Origin of the sequence: Bacillus toyonensis BCT-7112 (genome assembly GCF_000496285.1) — a bacterium.
GTDB classification, from domain to species: domain Bacteria; phylum Bacillota; class Bacilli; order Bacillales; family Bacillaceae_G; genus Bacillus_A; species Bacillus_A toyonensis.
The window spans coordinates 1,844,922-1,870,025 of the sequence record NC_022781.1 but is presented as its reverse complement, the minus strand read 5'-3'; the positions used below and the strand labels follow the sequence as shown (position 1 = coordinate 1,870,025).

The window sequence follows — 25,104 nt, the reverse complement described above, 5'->3', positions numbered from 1 at the left end:
GTAACGGGTTAAATGTAGCATAGGGTGGGGGAGGAAGGCAAAAGTTAGCTTTTTACTTACGTCCTTCTACTAGAATCTTCTCTATCTCTTCAAAATTATGAGCACGAGCATGCTCTAGTGGGGTGACACCATCATTATCGGGAATGTTTACATCTGCGCCGTGTTCAATGAGCAGGCGAATGACTTGTTGTTGTGTTTCATCGCCGTTACTTAGTACGATAGCTTCCATTAAAGCTGTCCATCCGAGATTATTGACATGGTTTACATCGATATTTGTTCGCGTGAGGAGTTCTTTTATAACAGTAATATAGCCATGTTCTGAGGCTGGGATAAGAGCTGTTCCACCGTAACGATTCGTAAGTGCTGGATCCGCACCAGCATCAATTGTTAGTTTTAAAATGTCTAAGTAACCTTCCGCACCGGCGTATAGAAATGGATTGTTTTTTATATTATCTTGGATATTTACATCGGCGCCAGCATCGATAAGAGCTTTCGCGGTCTTTATATCATTTTTGTATGTGGCAATCATAAGCGGGGTGCGTCCTTGACTATCCGTTGCATTTATATTTGCTCCTTGTTTTAATAAAGATATAACAGTGTTCGTTTCGTTTTTTTTCAGTAGCTGCTAGTAGTGCAGTCTCCATGTTTGTCATCTCCTTTTTTACTTCTTGTTCTTGCGAGCATCCTTGTAAAAAAATTACACAACATATCATGCTTAATGTTTTTTTGAACATGGAATTTCAACCTCCTAATTTCAACTGTAAAATAAGAACATTAAATTTTTATAAACTGACGCTAAAATTACTATAAAATCGCTTGAGTAATTGAACATATATTTTTATGCTTATGAATATGAAAGTTGAATCAATCGGGCGTTTACGGGTAGCCCGACTTTCATCTAACTTTTTGTTTTAACCGAATTTTGAGGTGGAAGTCTTACTGCCCACAAATAGCGTGATAAAGTGAGGATGTAAATGATGTCTATTAAAACAAGATTTTTATTTTCTTATATCGCTGTTATTCTCGTCTCCATTACGCTTATTTTAGTTGCGGGATTTTTAATTGTATTTTCCATAACAGGTGACTTGGAAGCAGTGAAAAATTTTTATAAAAGTTCTTATATTCAAAAGCCGCTGACTCCAGAAGAAGAGAATGCGTATCTTGAATTGAAAGGAGCGGCAAAGCAACATCAATATCAACTATTAGATGAATCGTTCGTTGCATCACTTGAAAAAGAAGGTGTGAAAATAGTTGTAAGAAAGGGAGAAACCATTTCTTATGCTACAAAGGGTTTTGAAAGTTCGACTGTAACAGAAGCCCTTCCGAAATTTGAAGCAGCAAATATTAATAGTCGTGGTACAACGGAACTAGGCGATACATTTTATCGGTATGTAAAATTTGATTTTTCTTTTCAAAATAATGAAGAAGGGAGTATATTTGTACTAAAAAAGCAAAGTTCGTTTGTAGATCTTACACAAAAATTATTTCCGATTTTGTTCGTAGCACTTTTACTGTTAGCCATTTTGCTCATTGGGTTAGTAAGCTATTTCGTCTCAAAAAGTGTGATAAAACCAATCTTTGTATTGAAAGATGCGACGGAGAGAATTAAAGAAGGGAATTTAGAATTTCAAATTCCAGTTACATCACATGATGAAATAGGTCAATTGAATCAAGGGTTTGAGGAAATGAGGAAGAAGTTAAAAGAGTCGATTGAAGTACAAACGCAGTATGAAGAAAATCGAAAAGAGCTCATTTCAAACATCTCCCATGATTTGAAAACACCGATTACATCTATTATCGGATATGTGGAAGGAATAAAGGACGGGGTAGCAAATACCCCGGAAAAAATGGATAAGTATTTAACAACGATTCATACGAAAGCAAAACATATGGATACACTCATTGATGAACTATTTTTATTTTCGAAGCTCGATTTGAATCGAGTCCCATTCCAGTTTGAAACGGTTGAATTAAATATGTTTATGCAGGAATTAATAGAAGAGATGCAGATGGATTTAAGTGAAGAAGGTATAGAAGTGTACTTACAATTACATCCATCACCACTATATGTAACGGCTGATTGCGAAAAGATAAATAGAGTGATATCAAATTTAATTCATAATAGTGTGAAATACATGGATAAAGAAGAGAAAAAAATTGCTGTAACAGTATCGAGTGATAACGATAAAGTTATTGTGAAAGTGATGGACAATGGATCAGGTATAGAATCTGATACACTTCCTTATATTTTTGAACGGTTTTATCGTGCAGAGCAATCTCGAAACTCTAGCACAGGTGGAAGTGGACTTGGTTTAGCGATTGCGAAGCAAATTGTGGAAGAACATGGCGGAGAAATTTGGGCGGAAAGTGAGCCTAGAGAAGGCACAAGCATTTTCTTCTCATTGGAAAAAGTAGAGAAATGTGGTGAGTAAATTGAAAAGAATCTTACTAATAGAAGATGAAGTAAGTATTGCAGAATTACAGCGAGATTATTTAGAAATTAGTGATTTTCAAGTTGATGTAGAGCATTCTGGAGAAATAGGCTTACAAATGGCTCTGCAAGAAGACTATGATTTAATTATTTTAGATATTATGCTTCCGAAAATGAATGGATTCGAAATTTGTAAACAAATACGTGCTATAAAAGATATTCCGATTTTACTTGTTTCAGCCAAAAAAGAAGATATAGATAAAATTCGCGGACTCGGATTAGGAGCGGATGATTATATAACGAAACCGTTTAGCCCAAGTGAATTAGTCGCAAGGGTAAAGGCACATATTTCTCGTTATGAAAGATTATCAGGAAATGTAAGTAAGCAACGTGATACGTTATATATTCATGGAATCTCTATCGATCAACGAGCGAGGAAAGTTTTTATAAACAATGAAGAAATCGCGTTTACAACGAAGGAATTTGATTTATTAACATTTTTTGTAACGCACCCAAACCAAGTATTAAATAAAGAACAGTTATTTGAACGTATTTGGGGATTAGATTCTGCTGGCGATTTAGCTACTGTTGTCGTTCACATTAGAAAGTTACGTGAAAAAATTGAAAGAGATCCTGCCCACCCGCAATATATTGAAACGGTATGGGGAGCTGGTTATCGTTTTAATGTGTAGTAAACCTGTCAAAGTGTTGACAGGTTTTTTATATGCGTAATAGTGTATTACACTTATGATTTGAATTTTAAAGGGAATATTAGGTAATTCGTGTTAAAATATAAAGAGAAATAAAACGCAGGATGGTTTGAGAGGAAGTGTTAGGTTTTGGGGGATGTACGAAAGAATATTAAATCAAACAAGGCTTTAAAGATTGGGACTAATATCATACTTATTTTATTAATTATTGGTGCAATACAAATGTTTTATGATAAAGATTATACAAATGACCATTTAGGTGGATTATTTTTGGTGGCTTTTTGGATGGTTAGAAGTATGTTTGGTATTACGATCAGCGTAAAAGAAGGAGATAAAAAGTCAGTATTTATTGATTTAGGTTTAGTCCTTTTTTCTTTTTATCTTTTATTTTATTATAGTATGAAGTTTTTCTTCTAAAAAATAAAGCTCAAAGTCATATAGAGACTTTGAGCTTTTATTAGTACATTAGTCTGTGAATTCATATGTTATTTATTTAGATTTTTTTAATAGTAACTGAACTCAAAACTGGATTTTCCCTGTTATAACGTTTTGTAAAATTCTTGTGTGATAGAAATAAAGTGGGTAGCCTCTTCTAAAAAAGGATAATGGTTACTGTCCTCAAATGGAATAAAGATAGAATTACGTATACCCTCATGCATCTCGATAGAATATTGAATTGGGCACTGCACATCGTGTCGTCCGCACATAATAAGTGTCTTTGTTTTAATAGAAGGTAAAGACTCTCTTAAATCAAATGAAGAATATTCATGAGCGAAAGCGTTCATGCGGCTGGTGGACATTGTTTTTTTGATCGGTCTACAAAAATAAAAGTTATAGTTTTCTGGTTTATACAATGATAATTTTGTTCTCTTAGTAGATAGTTCCTTTCGCTCTTCATTTGTAAGATGAGGGTTTTTCAAGTTCTCGATTAGTTCTTGCATATAATGAAATTGTGGATGGTAGGAATGGTAAATACAGTTTGATGTTTTCGTATAATCACTTGCTGCAGCTCCGGTTACGACTAATGATTGTAAGGAATTCGGATATGTAATCGCATACAAAATTCCAAGCATACCACCTGTTGAATGACCGGCGAAATGCCATGTTGGAAGTTGTAATGCTTCTCGTATTGCTTCTAAGTCGTGGATTGTTTCAATCATGCTTAATTTGTTTTCTGACTGGGCGGTTACAGAGCTACCGGCATCTCGTAAATTAATGAGAAATACACGATGCGTAGCAGTAAAAACATCCGCAAAGTAATCACCAGTTTCATTAAATTGTGAATAATGGTGTGTAACACAAAGCGGTTCACCATTCCCTTTTGTAAAGAGTTCAAATGTACCACGTTTCGTGCGGAGCATTTGTCGTTTCCACATAATATCACGACCTTTTCTCGTAAAAGTTGGGCCAGGCTGTTATGAAATGAAAATATATCAGCGATTATTAGAATATATCGGCGCAACTCGAAATATATCAGCGATTATTAAAATATATCGACTTACTGACAGAAATCGACAATAAATAAAAGGAGGCTATTAAAAAACGAGCCTCCTTTTCGTTTAGTACAAAGATTTTGTCATATTATTCCGAATAATTTCAAGGGATTTCGCTACAGTTAATGCATTCTTTTCTTCAATTTCTGGTTTACGGGGGATAGGTTTATACATGTTGTCTGGATCTTCCCATGTGAGGGGAAGTTCTGTTTCTGCTTGTCCTTTCCAAGCGTCAATCCATTCTGGAGGGAGATAACCTGAGATGTTTTGGATGTTGTTCATTTCGAGCCAAATGAGCGCCCACGCTCTTGGGACGACGCGCCAGTGGTCATAGCCACCGCCGCCGACAGCGATCCAGCGACCGTCGCAATATTCATTAGCGATTTCGCGAGCAAGCTTCGGTATTTCACGGTAAATATTCATCGTTGCACAAAGGTGTGTAAGTGGATCGTAATAATGCGCATCTGCACCGTTTTGCGTTAAAATAATATCCGGTTTAAAGTATGCGGCAACTTCTTTTACGACAGTTCGATATGATTCTAGAAACGATTCATCTTCTGTAAAAGCATCGAGTGGAACGTTAAAAGAATAACTATAGCCATTACCTTGTCCACGTTCATTTACAGCGCCAGTTCCAGGGAATAAATAACGTCCGGTCTCGTGTAATGAAATGGTGCATACGTTAGGATCATCGTAAAATGACCATTGTACACCATCGCCGTGATGAGCATCAGTATCAATATATAAAACACGTAAACCGTATTTCTTTTGAATGTATTTCATTGCGATAGAACTATCGTTATAAATACAAAAACCAGATGCCTTGCCACGGAAGCCGTGATGTAAGCCGCCGCCTAAATTAAGTGCGTGTTTTACTTTTCCAGAAAGAACAGCATCGACAGCTGTTAACGTACCGCCAACGAGCAGTGCGCTTGCTTCGTGCATATTTGGGAACATCGGTGTATCTTCTGTTCCGAGTCCATATGTCATCGCAATTGATTTTTCTAACTTTCCTTCTCCAGCACATTTTACCGCATTTATGTACTCCTCTGTATGAACATAGGCAATCTCTTCATCTGTAGCCATCCGTGGTGAGATGATTTGAGAGGGAGAGATGAAACCGCCCTTTTGTAATAAATCATACGTAAGTGTGACGCGCAGTTGGTTAAAAGGATGATCAGGGCTAAATGAATAGCCCCGAAAGTCATCCGAATAAATAAACGCGCTACTCATGCTTGCATCCCCATGATGTTTGGCCATAATACGCGGTAGCCTTCTGCTTCAAGTGCATCAATCACTTTTAGAGGATTCATCGTTTGAATGCGGAAAACGAGTACTTTATCATTCTCATCTTTTGCTGGGTAGACGAGAACGCTCACGATATTGATTTGTAAATCACTAAAAATAGCAACGACTTTTCCAAGAATACCAGGTTCGTTTTTTACTTGAATTTCAATTTGCGAACTTGGTTGATGTGCTCCTGTTAATTTTACTAACGTGTGCAGTACAGTAGATTCAGAAATAATTCCAACTAACTTTCCAGCCTTTGTAACAGGGAGACAGCCAATTTTATTTTCAAAAAATAAAGTAGCAATTTCCTCAACGAAATCGAGAGGATGGCAAGTCATAACAGGATGTTTCATAATAAGTTCAAGTGGTTGCTTCAGCATATCGAGTGAAACTTGTTCATCTAAAATAGACGGACTTGCATCTCTTACATCCCGATCAGAAATAATGCCTACAACATGATTATTTTGATCGACAATTGGAATGTGCCGAATGCCTTTCGTGCGTATCGTTCGGATTGCTGTTTCGATTGTATCGTTTGGATGTAGTGTCACCACATCTTGATTCATAATTTCTTCTACAATCATTCCAGTTGCCCCCTTTATTAATACATAAAACGATTGTGAAAACGTAGACGGTCAAATGCTTGAATAGAATCCGTATCGACGCGTTTACCGATGCGGACCATTAAACAGTTGGCAGGATGTGAACAAATTTCAGGATCATCTGTAGCCATCCATTGTAAACCACCAGCATTCATCATCTTTTCCATTACTTTTCGGTACTCCCAAACATTTAAGCCTGTTTGTTTTAAATCCCAGTGCCAATAATATTCAGTCGTCAATATAATGTAATCTTCCATATAATTGTCCATCATAGAAACTTCTAATAAGTTCTTTCCGACAGAGCACCCACGGAAGGCTGGGACGACTTCAATTGCCCCGAGCTCAATTAAGTTTTCCATTTTTCCTTCTGACCATCGTTCGAGCGGATCAGGATACAAGTATGTAACATATCCAACAATCGTTTGGTCATGTCTAGCAATAATAAGACGTGCTTCTGGTAATTTAGAAATTTCGACAATTGCTTTATATTGCTGCTCGGCAGGACGAAACGCAACTAAATCTGGATGGAATTCATACATTTCAAGATTATGGGTAGAGACAGGACCTTCAATAATTAAAGTGCCTTTCGCTGTTTTTAAGTTTCTAGCATTATATATTTTTTTATGAATCAATGTATTGCTCACCACCTTGAGGGTTTGTGAATCTATTAATATCGTACTTTATAATATATGCGATGTGAATCGAATTTTGTCATTAAAAATTTGTCTAAAAATCAACAAATATACTGAAAATTTTAAATAATATCATTATAATAGATAATAGAATACATAGGAGGGGGATGTAAAGTATGAAAGTAGAAACGCTTCCTGTCATTAAAGGAGAAAATAATTTGCCGAATTATGAAGAGGCATACGCGAATTTTAACTGGGAAGAGGTTAATAAACATTTTACTTGGAATGAAACAGGCCGAGTAAATATGGCGTATGAAGCAATTGATAAGCATGCGAAATCTGATCGAAAAAATAAAGTAGCCCTTTATTATCAAGATGGATCGCGAAAAGAGAAATATACATTTAAGGAAATGAAGGATTTTTCTAATAAAGCAGGAAACGTCCTAAAAAATTATGGCGATGTTGAAAAAGGCGATCGCGTTTTTATTTTTATGCCACGTTCTCCAGAATTATATTTCGCGCTTTTAGGTGCAGTGAAATTAGGAGCAATTGTTGGACCGCTATTTGAAGCATTTATGGAAGGCGCAGTTCGTGATCGTTTAGAAGATAGCGAAGCAAAGGTGTTAATTACAACTCCTGAATTGTTAGAGCGTATACCATTAAATGATTTACCAGCTTTAAAAACAGTCTTTCTTGTTGGAGATAATGTAGAAGAAGGCGGTAAAACAGTAGCGTTCAATCCTTTATTTGAACAAGCTTCAAAAGAATTACATATCGAATGGTTAGGCCGCGAAGACGGTTTAATTCTTCACTATACGTCTGGTTCTACTGGTAAGCCAAAAGGTGTTCTCCATGCGCAAAATGCAATGGTTCAGCACTATCAAACGGCGAAATGGGTATTAGATTTAAAAGAAGATGACGTATATTGGTGTACTGCTGACCCGGGCTGGGTAACGGGAACTGCTTACGGCATTTTTGCACCGTGGTTAGTCGGAGCATCAAATGTTATTTTAGGTGGACGATTTAGTCCAGATGCATGGTATGAAGCACTGCAAGATTACGGTGTAACAGTTTGGTATAGTGCACCGACAGCGTTCCGTATGTTAATGGGAGCTGGACAAGATGCAATTAAAAAATACGACTTATCACAAGTACGCCACGTATTAAGCGTAGGTGAGCCTTTAAATCCAGAAGTAATTCGCTGGGGTATGAATGCATTTGGACTTCGTATTCATGATACGTGGTGGATGACAGAAACAGGTGGACAAGTTATTTGTAACTATCCTTGTATGGAAATCCGTCCAGGTTCAATGGGTAAACCAATTCCAGGTGTGAAAGCAGCGATTGTTGATAATGAAGGAAATGAAGTGCCTCCATACACAATGGGTAACTTAGCAATTGGTAAAGGTTGGCCAGCTATGATGCGTGGAATCTGGAATAACCAGCAAAAATATGAGTCATACTTTATGCCGGGAGACTGGTATGTATCAGGTGATTCAGCTTATATGGATGAAGACGGATACTTCTGGTTCCAAGGACGTATTGACGATGTAATTATGACGTCAGGTGAGCGAGTTGGACCGTTTGAAGTAGAAAGTAAACTAATCGAGCATGCTGCTGTTGCAGAAGCTGGTGTAATTGGTATTCCTGATCCGGTGCGCGGCGAAATTATTAAAGCGTTTATCGCACTTCGAGCAGGATACGAACCATCTGATGAATTAAAAGAAGAAATTCGTCAATTTGTAAAAAAAGGCCTAGCAGCTCATGCAGCGCCACGACAAATTGAATTTAGAGATAAATTACCGAAAACGAGAAGTGGTAAAATTATGCGCCGCGTATTAAAAGCGTGGGAGTTAAACTTACCAACAGGTGACTTATCAACGATGGAAGATTAAGAGAGAAAGGTCTGAACGAAAAATGTTCAGGCCTTTCTTTTTTAGGATATCATGAACTTATATATATAAGTTGAAGGGGATAGTATGATGAAAACAGAAAAAGAAAAGATGATACTAGGAGAAATGTACATACCGGCTGATCCAGTTTTAGTACAAGAAAGAGAGCAAGCACGTATATTAACGAGAAAATTAAATGATACGCCAGAAGAGCAATTGAAAGAGCGTAGCGAAATCGTAAAAGAATTATTCGGAACGACAGGAGATAATATTCATCTTGAATCTACTTTTAGATGTGATTACGGCTATAACATTCATGTCGGTGAAAATTTTTACGCGAACTTTGACTGTACGATTTTAGACGTATGCCCGGTAACAATCGGAGTGAACTGTATGTTAGCTCCAGGTGTTCACATTTATACAGCAACGCACCCACTCGATCCAATTGAGCGTATAAGCGGATCAGAATACGGAAAACCAGTTACAATTGGCGATAACGTATGGATTGGCGGAAGAACAATTATTAATCCAGGTGTAACAATTGGAGACAATGCGGTGATCGCATCTGGTGCTGTCGTAACGAAAGATGTGCCTAATAATGTAGTAGTTGGCGGGAATCCTGCAAAGATTATAAAAAAACTAAAATAATATTTGAACGAAGTGCCTTCCTCGTCTGTATACATTTATGAAAGAATAGATGAGGGAGGCTTTTTTATGTCTAATAAATTACTTCTTGCTTTTGCTTTAATTGGAATTATAGTTGTATTTTCTTGTGGTCTTTTCTTACCGATACCAATTGGATATAGAGTATCAATGCTTACAGCTGGAGTTATAATGGGTGTTCTGTTTTCAATCATTATTCCATTTGATAGAAAACATATAGTACGGAAAAATGGATATAAAATTGATTTTACAAAAACAAAAGTGTATTTTCGCTGGAATGTATTTGATACTATTTCTGTCTGCCTTGCGTTGTATGCATGCATATGTGTGCAAGCGTTAAATATTTTAGTTGCAATGGGATTTACGATTCAAAACCCATATGTGCAATTTTTTACAAATCAATCACAATTGTGGATTTTTATTGCGATTGCATATTTAATTTCCCGTATTTCATTAACGTTAAAAGGAATAAAGGAGATCAAAAATCATGGCGCAGATTGGGATTGAGGAGGAGCTCATGCTTGCGTATCAAAGTGGAGATAAACAAGCGGGAGAAAGACTATATGTTTTAATCAAACCAGCGCTATACACATTTTTATATCGATTTAACCGAGATGAACAATTAAGTATCGATCTTGTGCAAGATACGTTTTTGACGCTAGAGCGTAAGAAACATATGTATGAACTTGAAAAAGGTAAAATAAAAACGTATTTATTTCAAATTGGTTATCGTCTTATGATTAATAAATTAAATAGGAGAAAAAAGTGGCGTACGCTTTTGCCATTTTTAGTGCCGATTCCGGAAAAAGAATTTTCTCACGAAGATCGGCTCACAGTAAGAGAAGCAATTTTGAAAGTTCCAGAAGAGCAAAGAGCGGTCCTAATCCTTTATTATTATCATGACATGCAGCAAAAAGAAATTGCAGAGATATTAAACATTCCGATTGGAACGGTGAAATCGAGACTTCATAACGGGATAAAGAAATTGAAACAATTGCTGGAGGTGGACGAAATTGAGCGAAAATCCCTTTAAGAGTGAATATAAGTTAAAGCAACATTTAGATAGTGATCATGTAGAAATACCAGACTTTCCAAAAACGGTAAGTCGATTCGATCGATTAATCGGGTTTCTTGGTTCCCCAGCGAAAGATCCTGTGGAGGCGACCATTGGGAATGATTTATCGGTTGTGTTTCATGTATCGTTATTAGTTGGGGTTCCAATTCTTTCTCTTATTACGATACTCTTTATGACGTTGTAAAGGATTGGTAAGGAGAGAAACCAGGCCTCTATTTGACACGCCTATATAAATGATGGTATAAAGAAAAGTATATGAATAATTGAGCGTGGAAAGGGAGAAGTAGTGATCATTTCCCTGTTTTAGAGAGCTGATGGTCGGTGGAAATCAGCACATAGATGATCGCGAATTACGCCCCTAGAGCATCTTTTTTCGATTGAATTGTATTCAAAAGGGAAAAGACGGTGCTAAGCCGTTATGTAAATAAGGTGGTAGGCTTTTTTTGCCTGCAACTAGGGTGGTAACGCGATAATCAAAATCGTCCCTTATTTGAAGGGGCGATTTTTTTATGTTTTCAACTTTCACGCCAGTAATGAACTTAAAGGAGAGTATGTAGGATATGGGTATTTTACAAGATCTTGAATTTCGCGGTCTAATTAATCAGCAAACAGATGCTGAGGGCCTTGAGCAATTATTAGAAAAAGAAAGCGTTAAATTATACTGTGGTTTCGACCCGACAGCGGATAGCTTACACATCGGTCATATGTTACCAGTATTAATGTTACGTCGTTTCCAATTAGCTGGTCATCAACCAATCGCACTTGTTGGCGGTGGTACTGGTATGATCGGTGACCCAAGTGGTAAAAAAGCAGAGCGTACATTAAATACGAAAGATACAGTTGCTTACTACACAGAAAGCATTAAAAACCAACTTTCAAACTTCTTAGAGTTTGAAAACGTGGACAACCCAGCAACAATGGCTAACAACTATGACTGGCTTGGTAACTTAGATGTAATTTCATTCTTACGCGATATCGGTAAAAACTTCGGTTTAAACTATATGTTAGCAAAAGATACAGTAGCATCTCGTTTAGAGACGGGTATTTCATTCACTGAGTTTAGTTACATGATCTTACAATCATACGACTTCTTAAACTTATACCAACACCATAATTGCCGCCTACAAATCGGTGGTAGTGACCAATGGGGTAACATTACAGCTGGTCTTGAATTAATCCGTAAATCAGAAGAAGATGCGAAAGCATTCGGTTTAACAATTCCACTTGTTACAAAATCTGACGGTACGAAGTTTGGTAAAACAGAAGGCGGCGCAATTTGGTTAGATCCAGAGAAAACAACTCCTTACGAGTTCTACCAATTCTGGATTAACACAGATGACCGCGACGTTGTTAAATACTTAAAATACTTCACATTCTTATCTCATGAAGAAATTCTTGAGCTTGAAAAGCAAGTAGCTGAAGCGCCAGAAAAACGTGCAGCACAAAAAGCGTTAGGTTCTGAAATGACAAAACTTGTTCACGGTGAAGAAGCATTAGAGCAAGCGATTAAAATTTCAGCTGCACTATTCAGCGGTTCTGTAGCAGAACTGACTGCAAATGAAATCGAACAAGGATTCAAAGACGTACCATCTGTAGAACGTACTGCAGAAGATACAGTATTAATCGACTTACTTGTAGAAAGCAAAATCTCTCCATCAAAACGTCAAGCACGTGAAGATGTAACGAACGGTGCAATCTACGTAAACGGTGAGCGTACGCAAGCATTAGACTATGTTGTAACAGAAAACGACCGCATCGAAGGTAAATTCACAATCATTCGCCGCGGTAAGAAGAAATATTTCTTAATTCGTTACTAATCAGAAACGAATATAAAACAAATAGTACCCCGAATTGTAGGCTGAAAAGTTTATGATTCGGGGTTTTTATGTATGAATTTAGATTACCTTACGAGTTCTTGTAAATAGAATATGAAGAATTAATACGAGCATATAAAGTAAGCTAATGAGCATAACAATAAATGCTGTTGGATAAAATTTTGCTGCATATATAAAGAAATCGATTTGATAAATATCTTGGTAATTTGAAACGGTGCCTTTAAAATAATTCGTAAACTTAGCGCTATATTTCCATTCATCAGGGTAATCTATTAAATTACTCCCCTGATACCAACTCATAAGTGCTGAAGTAATAAAAAGCATACATGCACTGCCCAATTGAACCATTTGGTTTATTGTCAAAAGAAATCTACCTCCTATTTTATGGTTATTATAGCGTGCATTCGTATTCCTGTAACCTTTTTGTTGTAATCTCCTTTTCGAGTTCATACGGAAATCACATGTAAGCGGTATGATAAACGTATAACAAATAGAAAGGAGTGGTAAAACAAAATGTCACTAGAAGCGCTCATTATTTTTTCTTTGCTAAATGCGGGTCAGCTTGCAGAGAATTCGAAGGTGGATATACATAAAGAGCAAAAAGATGCTTATGTATATGTTCAAAAAGAGGAAAATAAATAACTTTATTTTATATATAAATGACAAAAAGCCAATCTAGAGGATTGGCTTTTTGTCATTACGTTGGAAAAAGAGGAGAAATCCCTCTTTTTAAACATTAGATAAAATTTGATCATAGCATGAAATAATAAGTGGTTCCAAATCTTTTAAATCATTAACATTATCAATGAAAATTCTACTTACTCCCTGTGATTTTGGGGCTTGCTCAACAACGAAATTAGGGCAGAGCTGTTTAGTAGCTTCTAAATCTAGTCTTACAACTAAGGATTTTGCATCTCCATCAAGGAAAAGACGTATAAACCATTTTGTGATTACACGATTCATGATGCAAAAATAACTAATAGTATCTTTATATTTAAGGTCACTGATGTCTCTTTGATTTTCAGTTAATATTTCTTTAACAATGTTAAAGGCAGTCAGTTCATCTTCGGTAGTGAAAACTCTATCTGTTTTGTCTTCTTTGCTAATGTCTTCCATTATTTCGGCAGAAGCGGCTGCAACTAGGCTTGTTTCTATTTTCTCCGATGTTTTTGTTTCTTTTGGTGTTAAACCATCACTGATTATTTCTAATAGTGTTCGATTAATTGCTTTTTTAACAATTGGTCGGAACCGCTCTAAAACGTTATTTGTAATTCTAGTTGAGCTAAAGTCTTTAATTAGAAAACGAAGGAAGTCATCTGAAGGATTTTTAAATAACTCTTTAATTGTGGAGTTTAAATTGGTCATATAAATAAGCTCTTCGGCATATTTTACAATCTCTTCAGCTTCAAAATTCTCTTTTGTAAAAGTTTCAATCGTTTCAATATCTAAATTACTTAAACTATCCATACTGAATGTGAAGAAAGGTTTTTCGTCCATTACATTGTCATTTGTTAAATCAGTATAAAATTTGTATTCTACACCATTAGTTAGTACTCCTACTTTGACATCAGGTAAGGCATTGAAATACCTAGATAGTTGCGCATCGTGTTTAAGGAGATTTTCTGTTACAGATTTTGCCTCAATTAAAATAATTGGAACTCCATTTTTGAAAACCGCATAATCGACTTTTTCTCCCTTTTTAGTTCCAAAGTCTGCAATATACTCAGGTCTAACTTCTAAAGGGCTAAAAACGTCATAACCTAGCTTTTGAAGAAAAGGAATAATTAATGATTGCTTGGTCATTTCTTCATTAGTTATATACTCTTTTCGTTCTAAAATTTGGTTAGCTATTTTGTTTATATCATTTCTGAATTCCATATCAACGTCTCCTCGTTATAAAGTTTAAACTTAATATTAATACTATTATTTAAAAATTCATAATATAACATAAGTTATGTGTGAAAATAGGAAGGTTATTTTTATATTTGAATTTGATTAGATTAGATAAAACATATTTGTTTTAGGTGGGAGTATAGAGTATTGGGATTTTTATGTTACGTGGGATATAAAAAATTATGGTGAGAATTGAAAAAAGCCAATCCAGAGGATTGGCTTTTTGTCATTAACGAGAGTAGAACTCTACGATTAATGCTTCGTTGATTTCAGCTGCTAACTCAGAACGCTCAGCGTGACGAGTGTAAGTAGCTTCTAATTTATCAGCATCGAAAGTTAAGTATTCTGGTACGAAGTTGTTAACTTCGATCGCTTCTTTAACAACAACAAGGCTGTTAGATTTTTCGCGAACGCTGATAGTTTGACCAGGTTTAACGCGGTAAGATGGGATATCTACGCGAGCGCCATCAACCATGATGTGACCGTGGTTTACTAATTGGCGAGCTGCACGACGAGTGCGAGCTAAGCCCATACGGTAAACTAAGTTGTCAAGACGAGCTTCAAGAAGGATCATGAAGTTTTCGCCGTGCTTACCAGGCATTTTACCTGCTTGGTCAAATGTGCGACGGAATTGACGCTCAGTCATGCCGTACATGTGACGAAGTTTTTGTTTCTCTTGTAATTGTAAACCGTATTCTGAAAGTTTCTTACGTTGGTTAGGACCGTGAGGACCTGGTGCGTAAGGGCGTTTTTCTAATTCTTTTCCTGTGCCGCTTAGAGAGATTCCAAGACGACGAGACAGTTTCCAAGCTGGACCTGTATAACGAGCCATAGTTGACTCCTCCTTTAAAAATGTTTTTATTTACGTAAAATAAAAACAGACGTAATCGATATTTACGGGCATTTTGTTTTCATGTACCTTCGCTCCAGCAGCAGGGAGTTACGAGATACACCTCCGTAGAGGAACAAAATACAAACGATAAACTCACATTACAAGGCTGCCTTTTTATTTTACACAAACGCTATTATATCTTTTACCCAGAGTTTCGTCAAGCGAGTACGTTTTTGTTTTATGCATATAAATTTTGGAAATTAATATAAGAAGGAATTTAAAACAATATAAAAGAAGAGATAGAAACACAAATAAAACGCTTACATAAAATGTAGTAAAAACATTCATCAGTTTTTTACTGGTGAATATGCGGGATAAAAACATAAAGGGGATGTTTTTATGAAAAAGAAGCATATGGAGACAGCGTTAATTCATCACGGTTATACATCTAAGGAACATAAAGGAAGTTTAACACCACCGTTATTTCAAACGTCTACATTTACATTTGAGACTGCGCAGCAAGGAGAGGCGAGTTTTGCGGGAGTAGATCCGTCTTATATTTACTCAAGACTTGGAAATCCAACTGTAAAATTATTTGAAGAACGTATGGCTGTGTTAGAAGGGGGAGAAGAAGCACTTGCTTTCGGATCCGGAATGGCAGCTATTTCAGCAACGTTAATTGGTTTTCTAAAAGCTGGAGATCATATTATTTGTTCAAACGGATTATATGGGTGCACGTACGGATTTTTAGAAGTGTTAGAAGAGAAATTTATGATTACACATTCGTTTTGTGATATGGAGACAGAGACTGATATTGAAAATAAGATTCGCCAAAATACAAAGCTTATTTTCGTTGAAACACCGATTAATCCAACGATGAAATTAATCGATTTAAAACAAGTGATTCGGGTTGCGAAGCGAAATGGCTTACTTGTCATTGTTGATAATACGTTTTGTTCACCTTATTTACAAAGACCGCTTGAGCTTGGTTGTGATGCTGTTGTGCATAGTGCGACAAAATATATTGGTGGCCATGGTGATGTTGTAGCGGGTGTAACAATTTGTAAAACGAAAGTGTTAGCTGAAAAAATTCGTCCGATGCGAAAAGATATCGGCGGTATTATGGCGCCGTTTGATGCGTGGTTATTATTACGCGGATTAAAGACATTAGCAGTAAGAATGGATCGTCATTGTGATAATGCAGAAAAAATTGTATCGTTCCTAAAAAATCATGATGTAGTAGAAGGGGTTTGGTACCCAGAAGGGGAGTTAGCATCTCGCCAAATGAAACGGGGCGGTGGCGTTATTTCTTTTTCTGTCAAAGGCGGGAAAGAGGAAACGCAAGCGTTTATCAATGACCTTCACTTTATTACGATCGCGGTAAGTTTAGGTGATACAGAAACGTTAATTCAGCATCCAGCAACGATGACGCATGCTGCGATTCCAGCGGAACTAAGAAAAGAAATGGGTATTTTCGATAATTTAATACGTTTATCTGTCGGTTTAGAATCGTGGGAGGATATCGTTTCTGATTTGGAGCAAGCGTTAAAGAAAATATCTATTGTTAGTAATCAATAAAAAAGAGTGAGCTATCGGTTTCGTACATTACGTACTTAATCGATAACTCACTCTTTTTCTTATATATGTTTTAACAGTGTTTCCACAAACTTTTCTAAATAGTGCTGATCTACTTCATCGAAACGATTTTTTTCAGGACTATCAATATCCAGTACACCAATGACATTTCCGTCTTTTATAATCGGTACAACGATTTCCGAATTAGAGGCACTATCGCAAGCGATATGTCCTGGGAATTGGTGAACGTCCGCTACAAGTTGCGTTGTTTTCGTTTCAGCTGCTACGCCGCAAACGCCGCGTCCGAATGGAATACGTACGCATGCTGGCATTCCTTGGAATGGCCCGAGAACGAGCTGATTTCCTTCTGTTACATAAAAGCCAACCCAATTAACGCGATCTAAAAATTGGTTTAATAATGCGGACGCATTTGATAAGTTTGCGACTACGTTTAATTCGCCAGTTAATAATGCATCCAGTTGTTTAATTACTGTCTCATACTGCTTTTCACGAGAACCTGCATAACTTTCTTTTGTAAACATGGAAACAACTCCCTTTTTATCGAGATGTGTAAAATATTAGCAAAATACGATGTATTTCACATGACTTTGTCGATAGAAAATTAAAGGAATTTGTCTTAAAAGTCAAGAAATTTAAACTATAGCTGTTCAGTGAGAGGAAGTGAGCGCATGAAGCAGACGAAACAAAAAGTAATTGATGCGGCAATATCGTTGTTTAATACGAAAGGTTATGACGGGACATCAGTGCGAGACATTGCAAAGCGAGCGGATGTGAATGTAGCGAATATTTCATACTATTTTGCTGGAAAGCAAGGCCTATTAGAGCAGCTTATTACTGATTTTTTAGAAGGATATATTCATGTGATTGAAACGTCCTTTGAACAGAGAGAGTATTTGTCGGCTAAAGATGTGATGGTGCAAATGGTACGCGGGATTTTACGATATCAATTTGAAAATAGGGAACTGACACGTTTTTTTTATAGAGAGCTTTCGCTTGATACGACATTAATTCGTGAAGTGATGACCGTTTATTTTTCTAAAGAAAGATATTATATCGAACAAATCATTAGAGAAGGACAAATGAAGAAAGAGTTTAGAAAGGTATCTTTTACAATGTTTATGACGCAATTAAAAGGCATGATAAATATGCCGTTTTTATATCCACAGTATATATCAGAAGTATTACATTCATTTCCATCCGAAACATTTTTCTTAGAAATGTATACGAAGGAAATTGAGCAATGGATGGAACAAGCATTATGTAAAACGAATATGTATCAGGAATGGCCAAGAGCTGTTCATATGTGAAAAATCCCCACCTAACGAACCGAGGTGGGGATTTTTGTAGTTTCTTTTCTTTGCCATAAATTGTTACATAATAGCGCAATAATTGTTAATGAGGCTCCGGCAAGTTCGATTTTGTCGACCGTATAACCTCGAAATATGGAACCGATAAGTGCAAGGACAGGAACTAAATTCATAAATAATATGCCGTTAATAGATGAAATATAGCGATTCCCCATATTCCAGCAAAACACAGCGATAACACCTGCAATAATCGACATATAAAAGAGTTCAAAACGAACGCTCACAATTGTGCGTAATGATGGTACAGTAATGACGTTTGTGTAAGTTAATAAAGTGACAATAACGATGAGTGACATTGAACCGAACAAACAAGTTAACGTTGTATATCGAAGTGGTGACCAAGATTGAAAACGAGCACCGCCATTTGTATAAATGACCCAGCAAGTAACGCCGCATAACATCAATATATTCGTAGATAAGTGACTTGCAGCTCCAAATAATAAGTGAATATTTCCTTTTGAAATGACAAGCATAACACCGAGTAATGCAACGAACATACAAAGAAAAGTGTAGTTTTGTGGACGCTTATTTTTTGTTATCCATTGTAATGTTAAGGCAATTAGTGGCATGAGAGACTGAATCATCGCTGCATGGATTGCTCCAGAAGGTCCGGCAAGTTGTTGTCCGTAGAAAACGAGAAAACCATATCCAGCGAAACCGACTGTTCCGTAAAAAAATAAAGAAAGTGTTCGTTTTTCTAAGCGGAGCGAATGTGTCCCTTCAGTGATTAATAGCAAAATAAGAAAAATAATAGCTGCAGATCCGTAGCGGATAGTTGTGAAAAAGAACGGATCGATAAATTGTAAGGCATTTGCCATTACAGGAAACATAAATCCCCAGGCAGTTACGGCAAGTAAGCATAGGAGGGATCCGAAGAGCATTTGTTTTTTGTTCAAGAGTACCATTCTCCTTTACATTTCGTTATAGTAAGTTGATGAAATAAGTATAAAGAGTAATGATTTATAGAAGGAAATATCGATTTTTTATAACAGTTATAACTTTTTGTTAGAGGTGTATATGATGGATTTAGAGGCAGTACGATCGTTTATGGAAGTAAAGCATACGCGCAGTTTATCAAAGGCAAGTAAGCTTTTACATATTTCACAACCAGCGCTTAGTAAACAAATCCAAAGATTAGAAGCGGATTTAGAGGTTACTTTACTCAAGCGTTCTGCTCAAGGAGTGGAGTTAACAGAGGCTGGTGAGATATTTATAGCAAGAATGTTACCGATTTTGGAACGAATACATGAAGTGAAAACGGAAATGAAGAAATATCAAGAAAAACGGAAAATCTCTATAGGTATATTGCCAAGTTTAGCGGCGCGTTACATATCGAAATGCAAAGATATATTAGGTGATGGATTCGAAATAGAATGGAAAATTGAGCATACGAAAGTATTAATGGAATTGTTTAAAGAGCGGAAGATTGAAGCGATGTTCATTGATTCAGTAGTAGAAGGCGCTACATATATAAAAGAAATGCGGGAGGAAAAAATTGTTTGTGTAGTTTCAAATGATCATCCTTATAAAGAGAAAACAATAATCCGAATGGAAGGTTTGGAACATGAGAAATTAATTGTGTACCCAGAAATATGTGATGTAAGGAAAATGATTATGAACATGTTTCAAGGTATAGGTGCGAAACCAATCATTGCGTTTGAAACTTCTTATGCAGAACCGATGCTTGCGATGGTCGGAGCTGGACTTGGTATCACTTTACTTCCAGAAATGTCAGTGGAGCAAGCGGTAAAGCAGGGGAATGTGCATGTGATTTCTGTTGAACCTCCACTCATGCGCAAAATCTATTTCGTATCTCATATGAAAGAGTGCCCGTTATGGCAATCATTTGAGGATAGGTAGTGAAGCGGGCGGAAGATTAAGAAAGATTACAATTGCATTTAAAGAAACATGAAATTTTAAAAAAAACTAGGTCAAAAACACGTCATTACATGGTATGATTAGTACATTGTTAGTTGTTAAATATAGGGGAATTCCCTTTTTATACATAATGCCTTCCATTTCATAAACGGAACGGACAAAAAAAGAGATATAACTAGGAGGCTTTTTTGCATGGATTCTATCCTGACGATCGTTATCATTGTAGTAAGCTCTATTCTAGTGCTGCTCATGATAGAGCTTGTGATAAGAAATCGTTCATATAAAGATATTGAAGCACTGGAGCAGTGGAAACAAGAAATAAAAGATAAACCTGTAGCAGATGAACTAAAGCGAGTAAAAGATTTGAACATGACAGGTCAAACAGAAGAACTGTTTGGTAAATGGCGTGAAGAGTGGGATGAAATCGTATCAACAACTCTTCCAAAAGCTGAAAAAGATTTAGGGCAAGCGCGAAAATTCGCCTCGCAATTCTCCTTCCGCAAAGCAAAGCATGCGATGAACGAATCCATAAGTGGTTTAGATGACGCTGATAATCGTATTACAGACATTTTAAATGAATTACAGCAACTGTTAGAAAGCCATGAAAAAAATAGCTCGGAAATTGAAGGGTTACGTGATACATATCGTAGTATGAAAAAGAGTGTTCTTGCTCATCGACACATGTATGGAGCAGCTGAGCAGAGAATTGAAGAGATGCTAGATGCCGAATCTAATAAATTTAATAGTTTTGAAGAAGCAACAAATAATGGCGACTATTTAAAAGCGAGAGAAATTGTTATTAGTTTGGAAGAAGGTTTAGCTAATTTAGAAATCATTATTCACCAAATTCCAGATTTATTGGTAGAGTGTCAAGCAACGTTACCAGTTCAACTGGAAGATTTATTACACGGACATAATGATATGGTAAGACAAGGTTATGTATTAGATTACCTGGAAATCCCTAAAGAAGTTCGCGATATGACGACACAACTACAAACATGTTTAATGGATATACAGGAGCTTCATATAACGGAAGCGGCTGAAAAAGTAGAAAAATTAAAAACTCGTTTAGACGGTTTTTATGATCAACTAGAACAAGAAGTGCATGCGAGACATTATGTAGAGCAAAAAACACTTTCTGTTTATGAAGATTTAGAAGAACTTCGTGAAGAAACAATTGAAACGAAAGCAGAAACGCAACTTGTGAAACAAAGCTATCAGTTACAAGATAAGGATATTGAGTCTCAAAAAGTAATTGAAAAGCAAATGCACATTTTAATGAAACGTTTTGAAGTGATGCAATTACGCGTTGCTGAACAAGATATTGCATTCTCTATAATTCGTGAGGAACTAGAAGAGGTTTATGAGCAATGTGAAACTTTAAAAGTACTTCATGCAGAATATAAAGAAATGCTACAAACGATGCGTAAAGAAGAATTTGAAGCGCGTGAGAAGTTGCAGGAAATGCGCAATACAATTTTTGAAACGAAACGCTTTATGCAAAAGTCGAATTTGCCAGGTCTTCCAGAGAGTATTATGGAAGATTTACAAAGAGGGCAAATGGCAATGCAAGCTGTATATGAGCAATTAGAAATAAAACCGCTAAATATGCATGCTGTAAATAGCAGTTTAGAAGAAGCATACACAACTGTTAACGGTGTAGCTGAAATGACAGAAGAGTTAATTGGACAAGCGTATTTAGTTGAAAAATTAATTCAATACGGAAACCGTTACCGCAGTCATGATGAAAATCTTGCAGAAAGCTTAAATTATGCAGAGAAATTATTCCGTGAATATCAATACGATGCAGCTTTAGAACAAGCGGCTTCTGTACTAGAGCAACTTGAACCTGGCGTTGTTCAAAAAATAGCTGAATATGTAGACAATGAACAAACCCTTTCATAAAGGGTTTGTTTTTTTGTGTAATTTTGAAGGCGATGTTGCTATAATGAATAGCGGAATACAGTAAGGTTATTCGTTTCAAAATAAAGTGAAACTGTAATCAGTGGGGGGATTCATCCCCACTGATTACTAGCCTTCACCAATCGGGATAAAACGGAACCTTTGTGTAGTCTTAGCGTAATTACACGTATTTATGATATGATTATATGATGTGATAGCGCTGAAAGGGGAAGAACGATGATCTATTTTGATAATAGTGCGACGACGAAGCCATATCCAGAAGCCCTTCAATCGTACGTAACGGTTGCTGGGAAATATTTTGGAAATCCTTCTTCTATTCATTCGCTTGGAGGAGAGGCAGAGCGTCTATTAACACAATCAAGAACGATTGCAGCGCAGCTTCTTCACGTAAAACCTTCCGAAATTATTTTCACATCGGGTGGAACGGAAGGGAATAACCTTGCGATTAAAGGGATAGCGATGAGGAATCGTTCGCGCGGCAAACATATCATTACAACAAATATTGAACACGCGTCTGTGTTTGAGGCATATAAGCAATTAGAAGAACTCGGGTTTGATGTAACATATTTACCGGTTAACGAGCATGGTGTTGTATCGGTAGAGGATGTGAAGCGAGTGCTTCGTGAAGATACAATTCTTGTTTCAATTATTCATGTGAACAACGAAACTGGAGCAATTCAGCCCGTTGCTGAAATTGGAACGTTATTATCGAATTATCCGAAAATAAGATTCCATGTGGACCATGTACAAGGGATAGGAAAAGTACCGCTTAATTTATATGCTTCGCATATTGACCTTTGCTCAATATCTGGACATAAATTCCACAGTGTAAAAGGAACAGGTCTTCTTTACGTGCGTGATGGCGTAAGATTAGATCCGATTTTATCAGGTGGTCAACAAGAGCTTAAGTATCGCTCTGGTACAGAGAACTTACCTGGCATTGTAGCGATGGTGAAAGCACTTCGCATGACAATGGAACAAGTGAAAGAAAAGATAGCTCATTTGCAAAGTTTACAAACAGAGCTTGTACGTTTCTTTAAAGAAATGGAACATGTAACAATTAATACGTCGCTTGCATATGCAGCACCACACATTTTAAATGTGTCGTTTGTCGGTTTAAAACCGGAAGTGGTCGTTCATGCTTTAGAAGAACACGGTGTATATGTATCAACGAAGTCTGCTTGTTCTTCAAAAGCAAATGAAGTGAGCAGAGTGTTAGTGTCAATGGGAGTACCGCATGCAGCTGCTGCAAGCGCTATTCGTATTAGTCTAGCACCAGACAACACGAGGGAAGAAGTAAAACAATTTGAAGGTATTGTAAAAGAGACAATGCCAAAATTATATGAAGTGATGAGGTAAAGAAATATGATGACATATGAATATATTTTAGTACGTTACGGAGAAATGACGACAAAAGGTAAGAACCGTTCTAAATTTGTAAGCACATTAAAAGATAACGTTAAGTTCAAACTGAAAAAATTCCCAAACATTAAAATCGATGCAACACATGACCGTATGTACATTCAGTTAAATGGCGAAGACCATGAAGCGATTGCTGAAAGATTGAAAGATGTATTTGGTATTCATAAGTTTAATTTAGCGATGAAAGTACCATCAGAATTAGAAGATATTAAAAAAGGTGCATTAGCAGCTTTCTTACAAGTAAAAGATGATGTGAAAACATTTAAAATTACAGTGCACCGTTCTGATAAACGTTTCCCAATGAAGACGATGGAGTTACTTCCAGAAATTGGCGGGCACATTTTAGAAAATACAGAGGATATCACAGTAGACGTCCATAATCCAGATGTGAATGTACGTGTAGAAATTCGCAGTGGTTACAGCTATATTATGTGTGGTGAGCACATGGGAGCTGGCGGTTTACCAGTTGGCGTTGGCGGAAAAGTAATGGTACTTCTTTCTGGTGGTATTGATAGCCCAGTAGCAGCGTACTTAACGATGAAACGCGGCGTATCTGTGGAGGCAGTTCACTTCCATAGTCCACCTTTCACAAGTGAGCGTGCGAAACAAAAAGTAATCGATTTAGCACAAGGGTTAACGAAATACTGTAAACGTGTAACACTTCACCTTGTTCCATTTACTGAAGTGCAAAAAACGATTAATAAAGAAATTCCATCTAGTTATTCTATGACAGTAATGCGTCGTATGATGATGCGTATTACAGAGCAGATTGCAGAGGAGCGTAATGCACTTGCAATTACGACTGGTGAAAGTCTTGGACAAGTAGCGAGCCAAACGTTAGATAGTATGCATACGATTAATGAAGTGACAAACTATCCTGTTATTCGTCCGCTTATTACGATGGATAAATTAGAAATTATTAAAATCGCTGAAGAAATCGGCACATATGATATCTCAATTCGTCCATACGAAGATTGCTGTACAGTATTCACACCAGCAAGCCCAGCGACGAAGCCGAAGCGTGAAAAAGCGAATCGTTTTGAAGCGAAATATGATTTCACACCATTAATCGAAGAAGCTGTAGCAAACAAAGAAACAATGGTATTACAAACGGTAGAAGTAGTAGCGGAAGAAGAAAAATTCGAAGAACTTTTCTAAAACCATAAATTACCATATCTAAAATGTGTATGAAGTCATGTTATTTATCACACTCTATACTCACAAGGAGGTGATATAACATGGCACGTAGCACAAATAAATTAGCGGTTCCTGGTGCTGAATCAGCATTAGACCAAATGAAATACGAAATCGCTCAAGAGTTTGGTGTTCAACTTGGAGCGGATGCAACATCTCGCGCTAACGGTTCTGTTGGTGGCGAAATTACGAAACGTCTAGTTTCACTAGCTGAGCAACAATTAGGCGGTTTCCAAAAATAATTCCATATACAATGGCTTAGAAAGAGCGGGTTCTCCCCGCTCTTTCTTTTTGTTGTTCGTATTAGTATAAATTCATTTCGACAAAAGCATAAAAAAATTGTCAAAAGAAGAGGGTTCAAAATTTACTGAAAATT

General features: G+C 36.7%; 26 protein-coding genes, 1 pseudogene and 1 other annotated feature. Of the genes and pseudogenes, 17 read left to right on the top strand and 10 right to left on the bottom strand.

Features of this window, described 5'->3' with window-relative positions; genetic code table 11:
* Positions 1-52: 52 nt before the first annotated feature.
* Positions 53-734: pseudogene (locus tag BTOYO_RS09600) on the bottom strand (ankyrin repeat domain-containing protein).
* Between the two features lie 243 nt (positions 735-977).
* On the opposite strand from BTOYO_RS09600, the gene BTOYO_RS09595 reads away from it, so the two are divergent.
* The 3 genes from BTOYO_RS09595 to BTOYO_RS09585 all read left to right on the top strand — a co-directional run bounded on the left by BTOYO_RS09595 (position 978) and on the right by BTOYO_RS09585 (position 3,558).
* Complete coding sequence (locus tag BTOYO_RS09595) at positions 978-2,432, top strand: sensor histidine kinase (RefSeq protein WP_000023853.1); 1,455 nt, start codon at positions 978-980, stop codon at positions 2,430-2,432.
* Between the two features lies 1 nt (position 2,433).
* Positions 2,434-3,123 (top strand): response regulator transcription factor, encoded by a 690-nt coding sequence (locus BTOYO_RS09590; RefSeq protein WP_002039721.1) that lies wholly within the window; start codon positions 2,434-2,436, stop codon positions 3,121-3,123.
* Positions 3,124-3,270: 147 nt separating this feature from the next.
* Positions 3,271-3,558 (top strand): hypothetical protein, encoded by a 288-nt coding sequence (locus BTOYO_RS09585; RefSeq protein WP_000503083.1) that lies wholly within the window; start codon positions 3,271-3,273, stop codon positions 3,556-3,558.
* Between the two features lie 122 nt (positions 3,559-3,680).
* Here BTOYO_RS09585 and BTOYO_RS09580 read toward each other — a convergent pair whose 3' ends face one another.
* From BTOYO_RS09580 to acuA, 4 genes are all read right to left on the bottom strand, one after another.
* Positions 3,681-4,502 (bottom strand): alpha/beta fold hydrolase, encoded by an 822-nt coding sequence (locus tag BTOYO_RS09580; RefSeq protein WP_002093169.1) that lies wholly within the window; start codon positions 4,500-4,502, stop codon positions 3,681-3,683.
* A gap of 198 nt (positions 4,503-4,700) precedes the next feature.
* Positions 4,701-5,867 (bottom strand): acetoin utilization protein AcuC, encoded by a 1,167-nt coding sequence (gene acuC, locus BTOYO_RS09575; protein ID WP_000092817.1) that lies wholly within the window; start codon positions 5,865-5,867, stop codon positions 4,701-4,703.
* Positions 5,864-6,508 carry an acetoin utilization AcuB family protein gene (locus BTOYO_RS09570; RefSeq protein WP_000634566.1) on the bottom strand — a complete coding sequence of 215 codons (645 nt, stop codon included), beginning with the start codon at positions 6,506-6,508 and terminating at the stop codon, positions 5,864-5,866. The genes acuC and BTOYO_RS09570 overlap by 4 nt, the downstream gene beginning before the upstream one ends.
* Positions 6,509-6,525: 17 nt before the next feature.
* Positions 6,526-7,158 carry an acetoin utilization protein acetyltransferase AcuA gene (acuA, locus tag BTOYO_RS09565; RefSeq protein WP_000581398.1) on the bottom strand — a complete coding sequence of 211 codons (633 nt, stop codon included), beginning with the start codon at positions 7,156-7,158 and terminating at the stop codon, positions 6,526-6,528.
* A gap of 176 nt (positions 7,159-7,334) precedes the next feature.
* On the opposite strand from acuA, the gene acsA reads away from it, so the two are divergent.
* The 6 genes from acsA to tyrS all read left to right on the top strand — a co-directional run bounded on the left by acsA (position 7,335) and on the right by tyrS (position 12,605).
* On the top strand, positions 7,335-9,053 hold the full coding sequence (gene acsA / locus BTOYO_RS09560) for an acetate--CoA ligase (RefSeq protein WP_000862061.1): 1,719 nt from the start codon (positions 7,335-7,337) through the stop codon (positions 9,051-9,053).
* Between the two features lie 84 nt (positions 9,054-9,137).
* Positions 9,138-9,698, top strand: coding sequence for a maltose acetyltransferase domain-containing protein (locus BTOYO_RS09555; protein WP_002039724.1), 561 nt, complete (start codon positions 9,138-9,140; stop codon positions 9,696-9,698).
* Positions 9,699-9,764: 66 nt separating this feature from the next.
* Positions 9,765-10,220 (top strand): hypothetical protein, encoded by a 456-nt coding sequence (locus BTOYO_RS09550; RefSeq protein WP_000066428.1) that lies wholly within the window; start codon positions 9,765-9,767, stop codon positions 10,218-10,220.
* Positions 10,201-10,746 carry an RNA polymerase sigma factor gene (locus BTOYO_RS09545; protein ID WP_000057203.1) on the top strand — a complete coding sequence of 182 codons (546 nt, stop codon included), beginning with the start codon at positions 10,201-10,203 and terminating at the stop codon, positions 10,744-10,746. Before BTOYO_RS09550 ends, BTOYO_RS09545 begins: the two co-directional genes overlap by 20 nt.
* Positions 10,727-10,972 (top strand): hypothetical protein, encoded by a 246-nt coding sequence (locus BTOYO_RS09540; RefSeq protein ID WP_001293783.1) that lies wholly within the window; start codon positions 10,727-10,729, stop codon positions 10,970-10,972. The genes BTOYO_RS09545 and BTOYO_RS09540 overlap by 20 nt, the downstream gene beginning before the upstream one ends.
* Before the next feature lie 77 nt (positions 10,973-11,049).
* Positions 11,050-11,278: a binding site (T-box leader), on the top strand.
* Positions 11,279-11,348: 70 nt separating this feature from the next.
* Positions 11,349-12,605: a tyrosine--tRNA ligase gene (gene tyrS, locus BTOYO_RS09535; protein ID WP_000512079.1), complete on the top strand. Its 1,257-nt coding sequence runs from the start codon at positions 11,349-11,351 to the stop codon at positions 12,603-12,605.
* A gap of 78 nt (positions 12,606-12,683) precedes the next feature.
* Here the strand turns inward: tyrS and BTOYO_RS09530 are convergent, their stop codons facing one another.
* Entirely contained in the window at positions 12,684-12,986 is a 303-nt protein-coding gene (locus BTOYO_RS09530; RefSeq protein ID WP_000154643.1) for a YjdJ family protein, read from the bottom strand.
* A gap of 150 nt (positions 12,987-13,136) precedes the next feature.
* Between BTOYO_RS09530 and BTOYO_RS09525 the strand changes: the two genes are divergently transcribed.
* Positions 13,137-13,265, top strand: coding sequence for a hypothetical protein (locus BTOYO_RS09525; protein WP_000050940.1), 129 nt, complete (start codon positions 13,137-13,139; stop codon positions 13,263-13,265).
* Positions 13,266-13,352: 87 nt separating this feature from the next.
* Here the strand turns inward: BTOYO_RS09525 and BTOYO_RS09520 are convergent, their stop codons facing one another.
* Both BTOYO_RS09520 and rpsD read right to left on the bottom strand, forming a co-directional pair.
* Positions 13,353-14,501: a type I restriction endonuclease gene (locus tag BTOYO_RS09520; protein WP_000395709.1), complete on the bottom strand. Its 1,149-nt coding sequence runs from the start codon at positions 14,499-14,501 to the stop codon at positions 13,353-13,355.
* A 244-nt stretch (positions 14,502-14,745) separates the two neighbouring features.
* Positions 14,746-15,348 (bottom strand): 30S ribosomal protein S4, encoded by a 603-nt coding sequence (gene rpsD, locus BTOYO_RS09515; RefSeq protein WP_000135316.1) that lies wholly within the window; start codon positions 15,346-15,348, stop codon positions 14,746-14,748.
* 399 nt (positions 15,349-15,747) lie between these two features.
* Between rpsD and megL the strand changes: the two genes are divergently transcribed.
* Positions 15,748-16,926, top strand: a complete 1,179-nt coding sequence (gene megL, locus BTOYO_RS09510) for a methionine gamma-lyase (protein WP_000726615.1) — start codon at positions 15,748-15,750, stop codon at positions 16,924-16,926.
* Between the two features lie 59 nt (positions 16,927-16,985).
* Here megL and BTOYO_RS09505 read toward each other — a convergent pair whose 3' ends face one another.
* The gene (locus BTOYO_RS09505) at positions 16,986-17,465 is read right to left on the bottom strand and encodes a GAF domain-containing protein (protein WP_000494323.1); all 480 of its coding nucleotides are present in this window, start codon (positions 17,463-17,465) and stop codon (positions 16,986-16,988) included.
* Between the two features lie 147 nt (positions 17,466-17,612).
* On the opposite strand from BTOYO_RS09505, the gene refZ reads away from it, so the two are divergent.
* On the top strand, positions 17,613-18,251 hold the full coding sequence (gene refZ, locus BTOYO_RS09500) for a forespore capture DNA-binding protein RefZ (RefSeq protein ID WP_000814925.1): 639 nt from the start codon (positions 17,613-17,615) through the stop codon (positions 18,249-18,251).
* An 11-nt stretch (positions 18,252-18,262) separates the two neighbouring features.
* On the opposite strand, the gene BTOYO_RS09495 is transcribed toward refZ, so the two are convergent.
* Positions 18,263-19,207, bottom strand: coding sequence for a DMT family transporter (locus BTOYO_RS09495; protein ID WP_001036046.1), 945 nt, complete (start codon positions 19,205-19,207; stop codon positions 18,263-18,265).
* Between the two features lie 124 nt (positions 19,208-19,331).
* On the opposite strand from BTOYO_RS09495, the gene BTOYO_RS09490 reads away from it, so the two are divergent.
* From BTOYO_RS09490 to BTOYO_RS09470, 5 genes are all read left to right on the top strand, one after another.
* Positions 19,332-20,171 carry a LysR family transcriptional regulator gene (locus BTOYO_RS09490; protein ID WP_000362578.1) on the top strand — a complete coding sequence of 280 codons (840 nt, stop codon included), beginning with the start codon at positions 19,332-19,334 and terminating at the stop codon, positions 20,169-20,171.
* A 210-nt stretch (positions 20,172-20,381) separates the two neighbouring features.
* Positions 20,382-22,094: a septation ring formation regulator EzrA gene (gene ezrA, locus BTOYO_RS09485; protein ID WP_000377321.1), complete on the top strand. Its 1,713-nt coding sequence runs from the start codon at positions 20,382-20,384 to the stop codon at positions 22,092-22,094.
* 234 nt (positions 22,095-22,328) lie between these two features.
* Positions 22,329-23,471: a cysteine desulfurase family protein gene (locus tag BTOYO_RS09480; RefSeq protein WP_000638980.1), complete on the top strand. Its 1,143-nt coding sequence runs from the start codon at positions 22,329-22,331 to the stop codon at positions 23,469-23,471.
* A 6-nt stretch (positions 23,472-23,477) separates the two neighbouring features.
* On the top strand, positions 23,478-24,692 hold the full coding sequence (thiI, locus tag BTOYO_RS09475) for a tRNA uracil 4-sulfurtransferase ThiI (RefSeq protein ID WP_023441085.1): 1,215 nt from the start codon (positions 23,478-23,480) through the stop codon (positions 24,690-24,692).
* Positions 24,693-24,772: 80 nt separating this feature from the next.
* Positions 24,773-24,970, top strand: a complete 198-nt coding sequence (locus BTOYO_RS09470) for an alpha/beta-type small acid-soluble spore protein (RefSeq protein ID WP_000124490.1) — start codon at positions 24,773-24,775, stop codon at positions 24,968-24,970.
* Positions 24,971-25,104 lie beyond the last annotated feature (134 nt).

What these genes read in the sequence shown, in the direction of transcription:
- BTOYO_RS09490 (WP_000362578.1), top strand. Translation starts at nt 19,332, where the DNA reads ATGGATTTAGAGGCAGTACGATCGTTTATGGAAGTAAAGCATACGCGC.
- megL (WP_000726615.1), top strand. Translation starts at nt 15,748, where the DNA reads ATGAAAAAGAAGCATATGGAGACAGCGTTAATTCATCACGGTTATACA.
- tyrS (WP_000512079.1), top strand. Translation starts at nt 11,349, where the DNA reads ATGGGTATTTTACAAGATCTTGAATTTCGCGGTCTAATTAATCAGCAA.
- BTOYO_RS09505 (WP_000494323.1), bottom strand. Translation starts at nt 17,465, where the DNA reads ATGTTTACAAAAGAAAGTTATGCAGGTTCTCGTGAAAAGCAGTATGAG.
- BTOYO_RS09520 (WP_000395709.1), bottom strand. Translation starts at nt 14,501, where the DNA reads ATGGAATTCAGAAATGATATAAACAAAATAGCTAACCAAATTTTAGAA.
- thiI (WP_023441085.1), top strand. Translation starts at nt 23,478, where the DNA reads ATGATGACATATGAATATATTTTAGTACGTTACGGAGAAATGACGACA.
- rpsD (WP_000135316.1), bottom strand. Translation starts at nt 15,348, where the DNA reads ATGGCTCGTTATACAGGTCCAGCTTGGAAACTGTCTCGTCGTCTTGGA.
- BTOYO_RS09580 (WP_002093169.1), bottom strand. Translation starts at nt 4,502, where the DNA reads ATGCTCCGCACGAAACGTGGTACATTTGAACTCTTTACAAAAGGGAAT.
- acuC (WP_000092817.1), bottom strand. Translation starts at nt 5,867, where the DNA reads ATGAGTAGCGCGTTTATTTATTCGGATGACTTTCGGGGCTATTCATTT.
- BTOYO_RS09550 (WP_000066428.1), top strand. Translation starts at nt 9,765, where the DNA reads ATGTCTAATAAATTACTTCTTGCTTTTGCTTTAATTGGAATTATAGTT.
- BTOYO_RS09525 (WP_000050940.1), top strand. Translation starts at nt 13,137, where the DNA reads ATGTCACTAGAAGCGCTCATTATTTTTTCTTTGCTAAATGCGGGTCAG.
- refZ (WP_000814925.1), top strand. Translation starts at nt 17,613, where the DNA reads ATGAAGCAGACGAAACAAAAAGTAATTGATGCGGCAATATCGTTGTTT.
- ezrA (WP_000377321.1), top strand. Translation starts at nt 20,382, where the DNA reads ATGGATTCTATCCTGACGATCGTTATCATTGTAGTAAGCTCTATTCTA.
- BTOYO_RS09480 (WP_000638980.1), top strand. Translation starts at nt 22,329, where the DNA reads ATGATCTATTTTGATAATAGTGCGACGACGAAGCCATATCCAGAAGCC.
- BTOYO_RS09470 (WP_000124490.1), top strand. Translation starts at nt 24,773, where the DNA reads ATGGCACGTAGCACAAATAAATTAGCGGTTCCTGGTGCTGAATCAGCA.
- acsA (WP_000862061.1), top strand. Translation starts at nt 7,335, where the DNA reads ATGAAAGTAGAAACGCTTCCTGTCATTAAAGGAGAAAATAATTTGCCG.
- BTOYO_RS09570 (WP_000634566.1), bottom strand. Translation starts at nt 6,508, where the DNA reads ATGATTGTAGAAGAAATTATGAATCAAGATGTGGTGACACTACATCCA.
- BTOYO_RS09595 (WP_000023853.1), top strand. Translation starts at nt 978, where the DNA reads ATGTCTATTAAAACAAGATTTTTATTTTCTTATATCGCTGTTATTCTC.
- BTOYO_RS09545 (WP_000057203.1), top strand. Translation starts at nt 10,201, where the DNA reads ATGGCGCAGATTGGGATTGAGGAGGAGCTCATGCTTGCGTATCAAAGT.
- BTOYO_RS09555 (WP_002039724.1), top strand. Translation starts at nt 9,138, where the DNA reads ATGATGAAAACAGAAAAAGAAAAGATGATACTAGGAGAAATGTACATA.